Origin of the sequence: Streptomyces beigongshangae (genome assembly GCF_019710745.1) — a bacterium.
In the GTDB taxonomy this organism is placed as follows: Bacteria; Actinomycetota; Actinomycetes; order Streptomycetales; family Streptomycetaceae; genus Streptomyces; species Streptomyces beigongshangae.
In genome coordinates this window covers 84807-99973 of record NZ_JAHKJW010000024.1, presented here as the reverse complement: position 1 = coordinate 99973, position 15167 = coordinate 84807, and the positions used below count along the sequence as shown (strand labels likewise).

The window sequence follows — 15167 nt, the reverse complement described above, 5'->3', positions numbered from 1 at the left end:
TCCGCGCCCGGAGCACGGCGGCCACCTCCGCTGTCGGCCACTTCCGCTGTCGGGCACCTCCACCCAGGGAGACCACCGGGTTCATTCGGCCCCGGCCCGGGAAGGCGGGCGCCAATCGGTCAGCCCCGCGGCCCGCCAGCCAGCATCCGTCCCAGCACCGCCCGGTGCAGCGGCAGCGCCTCGCCGTGCAGGGCGCGCCCCTTCTCCGTGAGGTACACCTGTACGCCGCGCCGGTCCTCCGGGCACATGCAGCGTTCCACGAGGCCGTCCTTCTCCAGGCGGCCGATCAGCCGGGACAGCGCGCTCTGGCTCAGGTGCACACGGCCGGCGATCTCCTGGACGCGGTACGCGGGTCCGCCGTCGGCGGACGCGCCCGCGGCCAGTACGTCGAGGACCTCGAAGTCGCTGGCCCCCAGGCCGTGTCGCTGCAGAGCCCGGTCGAGTTCGCACAGGGTGCGCGCGTGCACCGCGAGGAGGTCGCGCCACCGGTCCACGAGTTCCCGCTCGGCCTTTTCCTGAACCGCCATGGCCGCACCCTAGCGCGGACCGCCTTGCCCCGCCGGGCGCGCGGGGGCGACACTCTCCTCATGGGACACACCGGAGAGCGCCGCACCCAGTCCGAGCGCGACGCGATCACCGTGGAGATCGGATACGCGCTGGCCAGCGCCGTGTTCGCCGCAGCCGTGGTGTTCGGGGTCCTCGCCGGTCCCGCGCTGCTCTTCGACCTGCCGGGCGCGGTGGAGAAGGTCCTGCTCGCCTCCGGGACGGCCCTCGCGCCCGTCCTCTTCCTCCTGCGGGTGGTCTCGGTGCTGGTCCGGTTCCGGGAGGGCGGTCAGCCCAGCCACCCCGGGCGCACCGGCGCCGACTCGTAGGCCGGCACGACCCGGTGGGCCCGGTCGCGGGCGCCCGGCTTCACCCGGCTCCTCGTCAGGCGCCGCGCAGCGCGAGCGCAGCACCGCTTCGGCGAAGCCGTCAGCGGTCGAGTCTGGTCAGTACCCGCTCCGCCATCGGGTGCGAACGCACCAGCTCCCCCAGGGAGGTGGACCCGCGGGTGATGCCCGCGAACGCCTTCCAGGCCGGACGGAAGCCGGTGAGCGCGGCGTGGAACGCACCGGGCCGGCGCGCGAAGATCGCGAGCATGCGCTTGCCGATGCTCATCTCGACACCCAGTCCCGCCTTGATCGCGAAGGCGTAGTTCAGCGCCTGCCGCCGCGTGTCCACGGCGTCGTGGGCCTCCGCGATCCGTACCGCCCACTCCCCGGCCAGCCGCCCGGAGCGCAGCGCGAAGGAGATGCCCTCGCGGGTCCACGGCTCCAGGAGCCCGGCCGCGTCCCCGCACACCAGCACCCGTCCCCGCGACAGCGGCGAGTCGTCGGCGCGGCAGCGCGTCAGGTGCCCGGACGAGACGCTGGGCTCGAAGCCGGCGAGGCCGAGCCGGGCGATGAAGTCCTCCAGGTACCGCTTGGTGGCGGCGCCTTCGCCCCGCGCCGAGATGACCCCCACGGTGAGCGTGTCGCCCTTGGGGAACACCCACCCGTAACTGCCTGGAAGAGGGCCCCAGTCGATGAGGACCCGTCCCTTCCAGTCCTCCGCGACCGTCTCCGGCACCGGGATCTCCGCCTCCAGGCCGAGGTCGACCTGGTCGAGCTTCACCCCGACGTGTGCTCCTATCCGGCTGGCGCTGCCGTCCGCGCCGACGACCGCCCGGGCCAGCAGGGTCTCGCCGTCCTGGAGGACGACGGCGACCGAGCGCCGGTCGGGAACGGCCGAGCCGTGCTGCTCGACACGCGAGACCGTGACCCCCGTACGCAGCTCGGCGCCGGCCTTCTGGGCGTGCTCGACGAGCTGCTGGTCGAACTCGGGCCGGTTGATCAGCCCGAAGAGCATCTGCCGGGACCGGCGGGTCCGGGTGAACCTGCCGTCCAGCGAGAACGTCACCGCGTGCACCCGATCCCGGAAAGGCAGCTCGAAACCGGGAGGCAGCGCGTCGCGGGTCGGTCCGATGATGCCGCCGCCGCACGTTTTGTAACGGGGCAGTTCCGCTTTCTCCAGCAACAGGACGCGGCGCCCCGCGACCGCTGCCGCATAGGCGGCCGAGGCGCCCGCGGGTCCCGCGCCCACCACGACGACGTCCCATACCTGCTGTGCGTCGTCCGTAGAGTTCTCGCTGCTCACGATGGTCTGCTGCTCCGATCCAGCCGCCTGCCGCACCTGCTCCACGCATCCTACGGCGGCGTCCGGCGAAGACCGCTGTGGGAGGATCGGCAGCGTATGCAGCGCGCACACCCACAGGCGCGCCGCACCCGTGCCCTTCCGTACAACGTCGCACCCACGAGGAGCGTGCCCATGCCGTCGAATCCGGTCGCCGAGACCGTCGCATCCCTGATGCCCAGGGCGAAGGCGGAGCTCACCGAGCTGGTGGCCTTCAAGTCGGTGGCGGACTTCGGCCAGTTCCCGCGGAGCGAGAGCGAGGGGGCCGCGAACTGGGTGGCCGGCGCGCTGCGCGCCGAGGGCTTCCAGGACGTCGCCCTGCTCGACACCCCCGACGGCACGCAGTCGGTCTACGGCTTCCTGCCCGGCCCCGAGGGCGCGAGGACCGTCCTGCTGTACGCGCACTACGACGTGCAGCCGCCCCTCGACGAGGCGGGCTGGGAGACGCCGCCGTTCGAGCTGACCGAGCGGAACGGCCGCTGGTACGGGCGCGGTGCCGCCGACTGCAAGGGCGGTCTGGTCATGCACCTGCTGGCCCTGCGCGCCCTCAAGGCGAACGGCGGCGTCCCGGTCGCCGTCAAGGTGATCGCGGAAGGGTCGGAGGAGCAGGGCACGGGCGGCCTGGAGCGGTACGCCGAGCAGCACCCGGAGCTGCTCGACGCCGACGCGATCGTCATCGGCGACGCCGGGAACTTCCGGGCCGGTGTGCCGACGGTCACCACCGCGCTGCGCGGCATGACGCTCGTCCGCGTCCAGGTCGACACCCTCGAAGGCAATCTGCACTCCGGGCAGTTCGGCGGCGCGGCGCCCGACGCGCTGGGCGCGCTGATCCGCGTCCTCGACTCGCTGCGCGCCGAGGACGGGTCGACGACCGTCGACGGGCTGACGGGCACCTCGCGGTGGGACGGCCTGCAGTACGACGAGGCGCAGTTCCGCAAGGACGCCAAGGTGCTCGACGGTGTCGGGCTGATCGGCTCGGGCACGGTCGCCGACCGCATCTGGGCGCGGCCCGCCGTGACCGTGCTCGGCATCGACTGCCCGCCGGTGGTCGGCGCCACGCCCTCCGTCCAGGCGAGCGCCCGCGCGCTGGTCAGCCTGCGCGTGCCGGCGGGCGTGGACGCCGCCGGGGCGACCAAGCTGCTCCGGGCCCACCTGGAGGCGCACACCCCGTGGGGGGCACGGGTGAGCACCGAGCAGACCGGCCAGGGACAGGCGTTCCGCGCCGACACCACGAGTCCCGCGTACGCGGCGATGGCTCAGGCGATGAGTGCCGCGTACGACGGCGCCGAGATGCAGTACGCGGGCCAGGGCGGCTCCATTCCGCTGTGCAGCACCCTCGGGTCGCTGTATCCGCGGGCGGAGATCCTGCTGATCGGGCTGAGCGAGCCGGAGGCGCAGATCCACGCGGTGAACGAGAGCGTGTCGCCGGACGAGCTGGAGCGGCTCGCCGTGGCCGAGGCGCTGTTCCTGCGGAACTACGCGGCGAACTGAGCGGTCCCGCCCCGGACGGCCTCCTCATCCGCCTGGAGGCCGGGGTGCCGCTATCCCTTCGGCACCCCGGCCTCCAGGTACAGCGCGGCGCCCCGTTCCCGTGCGCGCAGGGCCCAGCGCAGGCGTTCGTAGCGGACCGGCGGCAGGAGTGCGGCGGCCTCCTCCTCGGTGGCGAAGCGCCAGTCGCGCAGTTCGGGGCCCGGGAGGAGCATGCGGCGGGCCGCGCCGCCGTCGAGCCGGCCGCCGTCGAAGAGGAGGCGCAGGCCGCCGTAACCCGGGGGGACCGGCGGTTCCCAGTCGACGACCAGCAGGCGGAGTGTGCCGGTGAGCCGGATGCCGGTCTCCTCGGCCACCTCGCGCATGCCCGCGAGCGCCGGCGCCTCGCCCGACTCGACGACGCCGCCGGGGAACTCCCAGCCGGCCTTGTAGGTCGGGTCGACGAGCAGCACCCTGTCCCGCTCGTCGAAGAGGAGCACCCCCGCCGCGACGGTCTCCGAGGTGGGCTCGGGGGTCTGCACGATGTCGCAGACCGGCACGGATCCGCTGCTCACGGCCTCGGCGACGCGTACGGCGGTCTCGTACGGGGTCAGTGCGCCGTTGTCGACGGGGTGGGCGTCCGCGGTGAGCCAGCCGGCGAGGGCGGCGCGGTAGGGCTCGATCTGGTCGTACGACCACTGGCGCACCCGCATCTCCCCGTCCGGGAGGTCGGGCGGGACCTCCCGGACGGCTATCCGGTCGCGCAGGATCGTTTCCGCCGGAGCGAGCAGCACATGGCGTACCGCTATCCTGCGGGACGCGAGCCCGCCGAAGATCTCGTCGCGGTAGTCCTGGCGGAGCAGCGTCATGGGAACCACGAGCACGCCCCCGAGTTCGGAGAGCATCGCGGCGGCGGTGTCGACCACCAGCCGCCGCCAGATCGGCAGGTCCTGGAAGTCGCCGACCTCGGCGAGGCGCTTGGCGGGCAGCAGGTGCGTCAGTTCGGTACCGATGATCTCGGGGTCGAAGAGTGTGCTGTTCGGGATCAGGTCGATCAGTTCCCGTGCGGTGGTGGTCTTCCCCGCACCGGACGCACCGTTGATCCAGACGACGATCACTCGTACTCCAGGATAGGAAGGCCGCTGAACAGCGGCGGAGCCGGATTCGCGGGGCCGTCTGGGAGGGGCATGGTAAAAGTCGGCGTCCACAACCCGGCCCCCACCACCTCCTTCTCCCACACGCTCTGGAGATACCCAACTATCCGCTCCTCCATCGCGCGTGTCACCTCGCTGTAGGTGCCCTCCACACCGGGCGGCTCGGCGACCGTGCCAGTGCCGGACACCGCAGTCGGTTCTCCGTGCGCGACGCGGGCATCGTCGATCGGCCGCCGACCGTACCCGGGGCTTCGACGATGGAACGGGGGGCTGCGCCGCACTGGGGACCGGGTGCGGCACACGGCTCCTCCGGGTCCGCACACGAGCTGTAGCGCGAGGCTTCAACGGAGGTTCGTGGAGTCATACTTGACCATGGGGGAACCAGGCCGCGGCAATGTGAGACGCGAGAGGCAGTCGTCCGGTGAACAGTGGCAAGCAGGGCGTGAAAAAGGTCGAAGTGCGGCTCAAGTGGGATCCCAGTGCCTGGAATCAGCCACCGCACCACCTCGACATCATCGCCGCGACCTACTCGGCGGACGCCCCGTACGGCAAACCCGTGTACGTCGTCCACTTCGACAGCCGCTCACCGGACGGCACCATCAACATGAGCCGGCACAGCCGGACCGGTCAGGGCTTCGGCTACGTGGAAGTGATGACCCTGGAGCTCGATCGGCTCGCCTCCTCCTTCGCACGGGTGGTCGTGGGCGTGGTCATCCACCAGGACGGCGGCCGCAAGACGTTCGGCGATCTGACCGGTGCCGGAGTGCAGGTTGTCGAGGGGTACGAGGAACTCCTCAAGGACGATTTCGCGCGGGTCTCCGCCTTCACAGCCACGACGGTCGCGCAGTTCACCCGGGGCACTGCCGCGGCGTGGGATTTTCATGAGGTGGTCCGAGGCTTCGACAGCGACCCCGTCGCCTTCACCGCGGACATGGGCAGTACCCCGTAACCGGCGCGGCCCGATCGGCCGGGCCAGGTCGGCCGTGCACTGATTCACGGCGTCGTCTCCAGCAACCGCATGACCTCGGTCTGCTGGGAAGCACCGGGGCCGGGTGCGAGGGACACCGCGACTCCGCAGGCCCGGCGGCAGAGGTCGGCACAGCCGGGATACCGGCCTTGACGCGTTCGAGTCCACGGACGTCGGCAGTGACGACGGGTGCCGGCGAGCGGGTGGCGGCTGCTGTCAGTCACGAGCGCCGTCCTGCGGGACCGGGTCGGCTGCCGCCCGGGCGGTGTGCTGGTAGATGTCGGGGATGCCGTCCGCGTCCGCGCCGGTGTTCTCCTCCTCGTACAGGCGCCGGTGGAGCCGGTTGCGCAGGCGCAGGATCGGCGCGGCCAGGAGGGCGGCGGCGAGGGGGACGATGAGCACGGCGGCTTTGACCTGCTCACCCAGCGCGGTCTCGGGGAAGGCGAGTTCGCCGATGAGCAGGGCGACGGTGAAGCCGATCCCGGCGAGGGCCGGGAGTCCGAGGACGTCGGCCCAGGCCAGGTCCGGGTTGAGCTGGGCGCGGGTGAAGCGGGCCGCGAGGTAGGTACCGGCGAAGATGCCCAGGGTCTTGCCCACGACCAGGCCCACGACCACGCCCAGCGGCTCGGGGCTGGTGAACACCGCGCCCAGATCGCTGACGGAGATACTGACCCCGGCGGCGAACAGGGCGAACAGCAGGACGAGGAACGCTCCCAGCGCCGCCGCAGTCATTCCGCCTGCGGCCACACATCCTTCTTCTTCCACAACCCGACCGCGCCCTCGTCGCGTTCCAGAGCCCGACGGGCGGGCGACTGCCAGGACCAGCCGTGCCGGTGCAGCAGCCGCCGCACCGCCGCCGAGAAAACCTCCAGCTGGAACTGCCGCGAGATCAGTACCCGAATTCTCGACAGGGTCCAGCGCCGGCCCTCCCGGCCGTGCGCGGCCGGCCCCCGCCGGACCGGCTCCTTCTCCACCGCCGGCCTACCGCAGGGATTGCCCCCCTCACCCCCTCCGACGACACCCCGAACAGATCAGTACCTCCTCGTCAGGACCTGTTCGCCGCTCGGGGAGCGACGTCGACGACTGCCTTGACCGGTCCTGTGTCGGTTGTTCCGATGATCATCACCTCACCCGGCTTGTCGGTTGCGCCAGGTGGCAACGGTTGCCAGCGGACGGGAACACCGGTGATCCGGTTGTCGGCGGTGGTGAGCACACGGACCGACGGGGGCAGCTCCGGGGCGGTGCCGACTACCGTGGCGGTGTGGAGGGTGTCCTGGAGGATGTGCTCGGCGCGGCTGGCGTTGAAGACGTTGACGGACGCGTGCGGCTCCCACGTGTTCGCCATGCCGGGCACGGCCCGGAACATCGCCTGGTAGCCGGCGGGCTCCCACACCAGCACCCCTGAACCCTGGTTGTCGACCACGTCGTTGGCGGCCTGGAACACCCTCTGGATGGCGTCCGCCTGCCCCTGAACCGTTCGCGGGTACGGTGAGTTGGGCAACGGCGAGCCGTCGCCGCCCGAGGCGGGGTAAGCGGTTTCAGCGATGTCGATTTCGTAGCCGGGATAGCTGGTGGCCATGGTGTTCAGGTTGAGATCCAACGCCTCGGGCGCACCATGCCACTCCGGGTAGTACGAGATGGCCAGCACATCAGGGTTCTGACCCTTTGCCTTGACCCGGGTGAGGAACTGGTGCCAGAATTCCATGGTTTTGTCGATCTTGTCCTTGCCGACGATCACGTGTGTCTCGACCCTGGATGTCGGTGACACGTCCCGGACGGCCTTGATCCCGGCTGCGGCCAGGGTGGTGAACCGGTCCCACGCCTGGTCGTAGAGCTGCTGCTCCACCGGGTCGGTTGACCGCCAGTACTTCCACAGCAGGCCACCGCCCGGCTTGGACTGGTAGACGTCCGCCTGGTCGACGAAGTACGGCGGAGTCGTCGTGCCGATGAGGGCCGCCTCGCTGCCGTACATGAAGCCATTGATGATCTCGTTGCCGACGGCTACCTTCTCCGGCGTGGTGCCCTGCTGCATCAACCGGTCCACATAGTCGGCGGTGTGGTCGTACACGGCCTTGGACAGGTCCGCGAACTCCAGCTCGGCCCAGGCGCGCGGCTTCGGTTGCTTGCTCGGGTCCGCCCATGAGTCCGCGTAATGGAAGTCGATACCCAGGCCCATGCCCCGCTGCTTGATCCACTTCGCTGAGACCAGTGAGCGCTCCGGACCCTGGCGTGGTATCGGCGTCGGTTGCCCGGTGCTTTCGCTGCGCGGCTCGTTGAATATCCGCAGCCGGGTGTGCTGCATGCCACGGTCCTTGGCCACGTCGAGCAAGTGCGGTCCGGCGCCCCGGTCCTGTGCGAGCGGATTCACCCAGTACTGTCGGTCCTGGACGTCGTCCACCCAGGACAGATCGGCGCCGAGGGTCAGGTCGTCGCGCAGGTAGTTGAAGACCTGCAGCTCGCTGACACCGGCCCGGGCACCATCCGGTCCGCCGGTGAAGATCAGCCGGACGAAGCGCGTTGCCGGCCGGGTGAACAGGTGCACCTCCCCTCGCGACACGGCCCGGTTGTGGGACCTGTCGGCGATGGTCTTCCATCGGCGACCGTCGGATGAGGCCTCGACCACGTACCGGTGGGCCACACCGCGGTCCGGAAACAGCACCTTGACCTTGCGCAGGTTGTCGTAGGTCCCACCGAGATCGACGGTGAGCCGCTGCCGGTCGCCTGCACGCTCCGGGCGCCAGGACGTCGTCGGATCGCCGTCGATGGCCAGCCCTGCGTTCGACGAGCCGGTGGCGGCCGTCGCCGAGGCCCAGGGCTTGGCGGCGATATTGCTTTCGATCGGCTTGATGTCGGCGGTGCCGAAGAGCGCGTGGGCCGGCCGGGGCACCATGAGCAAGTTCGCGGACACCATGGTCACCAACGTCGCCGTGCCCGCGATGACGCGGGACAGACGCTTGCTGCTCATGTCCTTCTCCTAACGTGTCACACAGGGGCGGCATGGCCTGTTCCGTACGCTCTGCCGGTCGACAAGACCGGCAGAGGACGGGATGTCAGTCAGTCGACATCGCGACAGCCGACGTCGGGCAGTCCGGTTGTCGCGGTCGGATCCAGCCGGATGGTGTCGTCGCCCGCTTGGGCGCGTTGGCTTCGTGGTCGCCCCGTAGCTGCCCGACTTGGGGCCGACTCCGTCACCGGAGGGTGTCGTCGTCCCCGGCACGTACCCGTTGCACCAGGCCCACGAGTTCTCGATGATCGCGGGCGGGCAGGCGGAGATGAGGTCGAACCCGCCATCGGCGTTCCACCACGCCCGACAGCCCCGGAACACGTTCGCGGCGCGGTCGGCCGGCGTGCAGTGCGAACCGAACCCGTCGGCGTTCTCGCCGGGACCGTCGTCGCTGTGCAGGTCGTGGTTGTCATGCGAGTCCGATTCGTGTTCTCCACGATCCCGGCGGCGACGTCTGCGCTGCCGTGGGAGGAGAACATCGACATGCCCCACATGCCGTCGTTCGCGGCGAAGTGGCTGAAGAACGTCGTCATCACGTCGTACTTCTGTGGCTGGGTCAGGTGGATGTACACGGTCGAATTCGAATGGCCGCTCCTTCCCGCGCCGGCCGCGTGTGTGTCGTGGCGGGCGGCTGGTCGTGGGGGTGGGTGTCGCCCGGCCCCGGTGGGGGGTGGGCGAAGCGGTGGGTCGTTGCCGATCGGCCCTCTCCCCGGTCGGCCGCCCGTGCGGTGGAGCAGGGGCGGCCGTGCGGCGGGGTTCAGGGGGTGTGGACGGTGGGCCGTGGGGCCGTCGGCATCCCGTTGCCGATGAAGAAGCTCGGGTGCGGCGGCTGGTTGTACGCGGTGTTCTGCCAGGCCAGGGCCGTACGGTACATCGAGTCGTGGAGGAGGGTCGTGATCCGAGTGGTCGTCTGGTGCGGCGTGGAGTAGATCCGCAGAGCCGTGTTCCCGGCCGTCGGCCAGACGACCTCCTCACGCCAGTCGCCGAGGAGGTCACCGGACAGGGACGGCGTGGACTTGGTGCCGTTGTTGGAGTGGACGCCGGAAGCGGTGAGCAGGCGGGTGTCGCCGGAGGTGCCGTACTTGTCGACACGGGTGCCGTCGAGGAGTTCGCGGACGGGGTCCCCGTCCCACCAGCTGAGGAAGTTCATGCTGGAGGGCTCCCGACCGAGGGAGGCGCCGGTCGCCGAGCGCAGGGTGGTGTCGGATGCCGACCACGCCTCGGCGCCCGGACTGCCGGCGTGAACGTCGGCGGCGACGCCTCGGCCGTTGTCCGAACCGGAGGCCGTCTGCCACAGGATCTGGCCGGTGCGCGCGTCCGCCATCCACGAGCCCGGCTTGCTCTTGTCCTCGGAGACCTTGAAGTACTCCAGGCCCGCGCGGGAGGGGTTGAGGTCGCTGACGTGCCCCGCGTCGCCGTGGCCGAGCCGGGTGGTCCACAGCCCGTTGCCGTTGTCGTCCACGGTCATTGCGCCGTAGACGATCTCGTCCTTGCCGTCCGTGTCGACGTCCGCGACGGACAGGCTGTGGTTGCCCTGGCCGTCGTAGCCCCTGCCGCTGTTGGTGGAGGAGGAGGTGTCGAAGGTCCATCGTCGGGTGAACTGGCCGTTCCGCCAGTCCCAGGCTGCGATCACGGAACGTGTGTAATAGCCGCGTGCCATGATCAGCGAGGGGCGGGAGCCGTCGAGGTAGGCCGTTCCGGCCAGGAAGCGGTCGACACGGTTGCCGTAGTTGTCGCCCCAGGAGGACACGTTGCCGCGGGCCGGGGCATAGTCGACGGTCCCCATCGCCCTGCCGGTCTGACCGTTGAACATCGTGAGGAACTCCGGGCCGGACAGGACGTAGCCGCTGGAGTTGCGGTGGTCGGCGGACGCGTTGCCGATCACGGCACCGGTGCCGTCCCGGGTGCCGTCCGCGGTCTTCATGGCGACCTCGGCCTTGCCGTCGCCGTCGTAGTCGTACACCTGGAACTGCGTGTAGTGCGCGCCGGAGCGGATGTTGCGGCCCAGGTCGACGCGCCACAGCCGGGTGCCGTCCAGCTTGAGGCCGTCGACGATCGTGTTGCCGGTGTACCCGTCTTGTGCGTTGTCCTTGGCATTGGTGGGATACCACTTCAGGACCAGGTCGAGCCTGCCGTCGCCGTCCAGGTCGCCGACACTGGCGTCGTTGGCCTCGTAGGTGTACGACACCCCGTCCGGGGTCCTGCCGCCGGCCGGCGGCGAGATCGGCACGTCCAGGTATCCCGACCGGAACTGCAGCGCGTGCTCGGAGGGGGCCTGCTCGGTGCCGTTCACGACCGGGCGCACCGTGTAATCGGCGGAGTTCGCGGCGCCTGCGTCCAAGTAGTTCGTGGAGCCGGTGATCGGCGAGGAGTTGAGCCTGGTGCCGCCGCGGTAGACGTTGAAGGCCACGTCGTTGGGGTCGGTGGCCAGCCAGCGCCATGACACGAGGTTCCCACTGCCCGTGTGGACGCTGGTCAGACCTCGGTCGAGGCGCTCCACCTGCCGTGCGGTCGCGGCGTGTGCGGTCTGCGGCAGCACGGTGAGCGCGGAGGCTGCCAGTGCGACGGCGGCGGTAAGAACGGCCGCAGCCCGGCCGCCTGGGAATCGGCGCATTCTCCGTTGACGCGGCGCCGGACGGGGGCGCCGGGATATATCGGTCACAGTGACCTCCGGGGTGGGGATGTGCGTACCTGTCGGTGGATCGCGGGTCGTGGCCGAGCGCGGTACCGCCCTCGCGGAAGACGCAGGTGGTGATGTTCTGCGCCGGCAGGTTCAGTGCCGCTGTACCGCCGTGTCCGGCAGCACAGCGGCGATGCCTGTGCCGTGGTGGACGGTGCCGGACCGGCCCGGGCGTCAGGACCTCCTGGAAGATTGCCCGTGCCGGCATCTGCTCGGGGGTGGCGCGAGCAGCGAAACGTCCGTCGTGGAGCCGGCGACCGAACACCTCACGCCTCGCTGTCCGCGTTCGTGGATGATCAAGGAGGTGCCACCACGCATGTGAGTGACGCGGACATGACAGTATTGTTCTGACGATCCTCATAGGCGGGAACGTCACGCCGGGTGCGCGGAGCGGTTGCTCCTCAGCTCAGGGCGGCTTCCCATTTGGTGTTGGACCCGGATGCGTCGGCCGGGAGGCGGTCCCGGGCGGCGGTGTCGCCGTACATGGTCCAGCGCGCCCAGTCGACGACGGTCCTCGGGAAGCGCTGGTCGCTCCAGAAGCTGGTGTGGCTGCCGCCGACGAAGGTGAGGAACGCCTTGGGCCAGGCCATCTCCGCGTACGCCTGCCGGGCCGAGGAGTACGACGTGGTCGAGTCCCGGTCTCCGTGCACGAACAGGACCTTGGCCGAGACCGAACGGGACGGGTTGCCCATGTCCACGCAGGACTGCGGGTTGGCGGAGATGATCCGGCTGTCGGGCCAGGAGGTCAGCAGGCCGTGGGTGACCATGCCGCCCAGGGAGTGGCCCGAGACGCCGACGCCGATCCCGGTGTTGATGTGCCCGGCCAGCGGACCGCTCGCGTTGAGCGCGAGAGTGTTGGTGAGGATCTGCGAGACGTCCTTGGACGTGTTGCCGTTGTTGACGTCGATGAAGTTGTGGTTGAAGTGCGGCGCGGGGACGATAAAGCCCGCCGAGGCCAGGGCCCGGATGATGAACAGGGAGTTCTGGGGGCTGCTTCCGTAGCCGTGGGTCATGTTGTGGACGGGGAAGATCCCGCCTGCGACCGGGGCGTCCGTCACCGGGTTGCCGCCGGCGGCGCCGGTGGCGGGGTAGTAGACGTAGGTGGTGCACGGGCGGCTGCCGCGAGTCCAGTCGTACCTGCGCACGCCGACCGCGAACGGCGTGGTCGGCGCCGTACCCGACGGCCGCACGGCGGCGCCTGCCTGCCCGGTGCCGAGCAGTGACGCGCCCACGCCCGCTGCTCCGGCCGCGCTCAGTGCCAGGAACGTACGCCGTTGCATGCTCATGAATGACTCCTGTGCGGAGGGCTTGTGGGGGCGGTGCGGCTCGGTCGGACCATCGGGTGAGGCATCGACGCTGGTACGCCGGTCACGCTGCACATGGCTTCCAGGTGGTGGCCCGGTCGTGGTCGCGCGTTCCTGCTTCGGCTCACCACCTGCGCCGCGGATGCTCGGGGCACCGGCGACGCGCTGCGGACGCCGGTGACCGGGAGGAGGGCCGCGGTCTCATGGCCCAGGGCGGAGTAGCTGCGCCGCTCGGTGTCCGTCAGGCCGGGGCGGCCGATCGCCGGCATGTGCGGGCCGTTGAAGCCGGGACGCGCGTAGGACGGGAGGGGGACGTTTGCGCCGATGACGGTCTGCCCGCTCGTCGCCCTGGTGCCCTCGCCCCCTGCGGCCCACCGGTTCGTGCTGCCGTCCGTGGTGCATGGAAGAACCCTCCTGTAGCAGCGATGGTGCGCCACCTCCCGGCCCGTCGTTGCTGTCGGGCGCGCTCACGGACAGGAGACGGAGACGTGCGGATGCGACGACAGCGAGGACCTCTTCGATCCATACACCGTAGATGCGCCCTGGGAACGTTCCCAGCTTCCTCAAGCAACAAACAGAGTCCCGATCGGGCATTGTTCTGTCAATCGTTGACACCAAACCCGTTTGCGCCTGGAGCGCACGCCGAAGGGGCGCGCGAGCGGCACTGCTGCCGCCGAGGCTTCACCGTGGGCCGATCCGTCAGCCGTCGGCCCTCGCAACGAAGGGTGCCGGGCGTCAGGCTCCGCTGGGGCCATGCAGTCCATGCGGGTGGCGAGGCTCGCGCCCGCGGCAGGCGGCTGTCAGCCGTGGCCGATACCCGCACTCATGCCGGCGATCGTGTGGGCCCTGATGTCGAGGCGCGGCCCTTCGGCGAAACGGGTCACCACCGCGCGGACGTGGTCCTGGGCCGGCTGGAGCAGACCGTCATACACTGCGACGCAGGTTTCCCGAGCCCGGGACCGGGGCCAGTCGGGAGGCAGCAGCCCGATCGGGAGCAAGGGGTCCAGGATGGGGAAGTGCCGGTAGGTTTGCATCACCTCGGTCCTGGCGCGAACCGCCTCGGCGCCGGTGACGCTGCCGGCGCCGATACGGGGAAGCAGGTCGCTCCAACGCCGGGTGAACGTTCGATAGTGCTCGGCGATGCCGGGCAGGTCCCACGCCTCGACCGGGTTGCGGTTGGCCTCCGTCTCCAGATCCTCCTGCCGTGCGCGGAACACGCTCACCGCTCCCCGCACCAGGTCGGCCACCTCGATCCGCCCTTTGGGGGTCAAGGGGTACGGCGACACCCAGAGTGCGTCGTACAGCGGTGCGAACCCCCGCCACCGCAGTGCGGTGCGCAATGCGCGCCGCCGCGTGCTCTCCGTTTCCGGAAAGGAGAAGGCGATCAGTGTCCACCATCCGTCCCATGCGTCGGGTTGCGTGGTGAACGTGGCGATCGAACTGGCGCCGCTCCACAGGTCGGTGGCGGCCTCCGGTGTCAGTCGGTAAGAGCTGTAGCGCCCCTGCCGGCTGCCTTCCAGCACCCCTCGGCGCGCCAGCCTGCTGATCGTCGTACGGGCGGCGCCGTCGGCCACGTGGAACTCGCCGAGCAACGCCACGATCGCCGCCGACGGCAACCACGCCCGGACCGGGAAGGTGTAGTCGGCGATCAAGGTGATCGCCAGTCCCTGCGGTGACACGGCGTTCTGCCAGCCGGTCGCCCGCACGGGACCGGCGCCGTCACCCTCGGCGGAGAAGATGTCCTCGAGGTCGGACAGGTTCGCCAAGGTCAGCTCCGGCGTGATCGAAACGGTGCCACCACTGTAACGACTGCGCGATCCTCCGGCCGGAGCTTCCGCAGCAGTACCTCTCATCCGTTCGGTGCCCCCGCTCCGAGAGCCCGGTCCCCGCCGGTCGCTCCATCGGTCGGTTGACAGGCACGCGCCCGATCGGGAAATTAATGATATCTTTTGTGGGAACGTTCACAGTTTCAGGCCGTGAGGCGGATCATCCTCGATCCGTTCGCCGTCCCCGGCGGCTGGAACCACGCCTCACTCACCGTCCCCGGAGCCGCGGACATCGTGAGTCGCGCCTGCTGGGTCGTGGTTGGCCCAGTCGTGGAACCTCGCCACCCGCACGGAGGCGGCGCAGGCGTACTCGTCAGCCTGCCCCAGGGTGGCGAAGCACCTGGGGGCGCCGCCTTCGTTGCGCGTGGCCGTGGCGTCGTGCATACGCCCAGGTCGCAGGGCATCGGTTTATTCTCCGGCGGGCCCTAAGTAAGGCGAGGAGCGGGACCGGATAGAAGCAGGTAGGAATGCTGACCGGGCCTTGCGTCGGCGCAACCGTTGATCCAGACGATCACGGTTCCCCCTCTGCTGTGTGGCCCCCTGAGGCTTGCCCG

General features: G+C 70.3%; 13 protein-coding genes and 1 pseudogene. 3 read left to right on the top strand and 11 right to left on the bottom strand.

The window, feature by feature from the left end:
* Nucleotides 1–119 precede the first annotated feature (119 nt).
* On the bottom strand, nt 120–527 hold the full coding sequence (locus KM933_RS20325) for a MarR family winged helix-turn-helix transcriptional regulator (RefSeq protein ID WP_221354188.1): 408 nt from the start codon (nt 525–527) through the stop codon (nt 120–122).
* Nucleotides 528–587: 60 nt separating this feature from the next.
* Between KM933_RS20325 and KM933_RS20320 the strand changes: the two genes are divergently transcribed.
* Entirely contained in the window at nt 588–872 is a 285-nt protein-coding gene (locus KM933_RS20320; protein ID WP_221354186.1) for a DUF6332 family protein, read from the top strand.
* Nucleotides 873–972: 100 nt separating this feature from the next.
* On the opposite strand, the gene KM933_RS20315 is transcribed toward KM933_RS20320, so the two are convergent.
* Nucleotides 973–2175 carry a geranylgeranyl reductase family protein gene (locus KM933_RS20315; protein WP_221354184.1) on the bottom strand — a complete coding sequence of 401 codons (1203 nt, stop codon included), beginning with the start codon at nt 2173–2175 and terminating at the stop codon, nt 973–975.
* A gap of 171 nt (nt 2176–2346) precedes the next feature.
* Here KM933_RS20315 and KM933_RS20310 point away from each other — a divergent pair, with 171 nt between their 5' ends.
* A complete protein-coding gene (locus KM933_RS20310) occupies nt 2347–3702 on the top strand; it encodes a dipeptidase (RefSeq protein WP_221354182.1) in 1356 nt (451 codons plus the stop codon).
* 50 nt (nt 3703–3752) lie between these two features.
* Here the strand turns inward: KM933_RS20310 and KM933_RS20305 are convergent, their stop codons facing one another.
* Both KM933_RS20305 and KM933_RS20300 read right to left on the bottom strand, forming a co-directional pair.
* Nucleotides 3753–4796, bottom strand: a complete 1044-nt coding sequence (locus KM933_RS20305) for an NUDIX hydrolase (RefSeq protein WP_221354180.1) — start codon at nt 4794–4796, stop codon at nt 3753–3755.
* On the bottom strand, nt 4793–5020 hold the full coding sequence (locus KM933_RS20300) for a hypothetical protein (RefSeq protein ID WP_221354178.1): 228 nt from the start codon (nt 5018–5020) through the stop codon (nt 4793–4795). Before KM933_RS20300 ends, KM933_RS20305 begins: the two co-directional genes overlap by 4 nt.
* Nucleotides 5021–5253: 233 nt before the next feature.
* Between KM933_RS20300 and KM933_RS20295 the strand changes: the two genes are divergently transcribed.
* Complete coding sequence (locus KM933_RS20295) at nt 5254–5781, top strand: TerD family protein (protein WP_221354176.1); 528 nt, start codon at nt 5254–5256, stop codon at nt 5779–5781.
* Nucleotides 5782–6015: 234 nt separating this feature from the next.
* Here the strand turns inward: KM933_RS20295 and KM933_RS40605 are convergent.
* From KM933_RS40605 to KM933_RS39445, 7 genes and pseudogenes are all read right to left on the bottom strand, one after another.
* Nucleotides 6016–6773 (bottom strand): annotated as a pseudogene (locus KM933_RS40605) (helix-turn-helix domain-containing protein); the annotation flags it as partial.
* A 71-nt stretch (nt 6774–6844) separates the two neighbouring features.
* Nucleotides 6845–8764 carry a glycosyl hydrolase 53 family protein gene (locus KM933_RS20280; RefSeq protein ID WP_221354172.1) on the bottom strand — a complete coding sequence of 640 codons (1920 nt, stop codon included), beginning with the start codon at nt 8762–8764 and terminating at the stop codon, nt 6845–6847.
* A gap of 9 nt (nt 8765–8773) precedes the next feature.
* A complete protein-coding gene (locus KM933_RS40600; protein WP_430727342.1) occupies nt 8774–9295 on the bottom strand; it encodes a right-handed parallel beta-helix repeat-containing protein in 522 nt (173 codons plus the stop codon).
* Between the two features lie 265 nt (nt 9296–9560).
* On the bottom strand, nt 9561–11417 hold the full coding sequence (locus KM933_RS20275; RefSeq protein WP_221354170.1) for a rhamnogalacturonan lyase: 1857 nt from the start codon (nt 11415–11417) through the stop codon (nt 9561–9563).
* A gap of 467 nt (nt 11418–11884) precedes the next feature.
* On the bottom strand, nt 11885–12769 hold the full coding sequence (locus KM933_RS20270; protein WP_221354168.1) for an alpha/beta hydrolase family protein: 885 nt from the start codon (nt 12767–12769) through the stop codon (nt 11885–11887).
* Between the two features lie 818 nt (nt 12770–13587).
* Entirely contained in the window at nt 13588–14553 is a 966-nt protein-coding gene (locus tag KM933_RS20265; protein WP_260333841.1) for a PaaX family transcriptional regulator, read from the bottom strand.
* A gap of 264 nt (nt 14554–14817) precedes the next feature.
* A complete protein-coding gene (locus KM933_RS39445; protein WP_260333840.1) occupies nt 14818–14997 on the bottom strand; it encodes a hypothetical protein in 180 nt (59 codons plus the stop codon).
* Nucleotides 14998–15167: the final 170 nt, after the last annotated feature.

Excerpts from the sequence above, each read along its gene's own strand:
- KM933_RS20325 (WP_221354188.1), bottom strand. The coding sequence starts at position 527 with ATGGCGGTTCAGGAAAAGGCCGAGCGGGAACTCGTGGACCGGTGGCGC.
- KM933_RS20320 (WP_221354186.1), top strand. The coding sequence starts at position 588 with ATGGGACACACCGGAGAGCGCCGCACCCAGTCCGAGCGCGACGCGATC.
- KM933_RS20310 (WP_221354182.1), top strand. The coding sequence starts at position 2,347 with ATGCCGTCGAATCCGGTCGCCGAGACCGTCGCATCCCTGATGCCCAGG.
- KM933_RS20280 (WP_221354172.1), bottom strand. The coding sequence starts at position 8,764 with ATGAGCAGCAAGCGTCTGTCCCGCGTCATCGCGGGCACGGCGACGTTG.
- KM933_RS20275 (WP_221354170.1), bottom strand. The coding sequence starts at position 11,417 with ATGCGCCGATTCCCAGGCGGCCGGGCTGCGGCCGTTCTTACCGCCGCC.
- KM933_RS20270 (WP_221354168.1), bottom strand. The coding sequence starts at position 12,769 with ATGAGCATGCAACGGCGTACGTTCCTGGCACTGAGCGCGGCCGGAGCA.
- KM933_RS39445 (WP_260333840.1), bottom strand. The coding sequence starts at position 14,997 with ATGCACGACGCCACGGCCACGCGCAACGAAGGCGGCGCCCCCAGGTGC.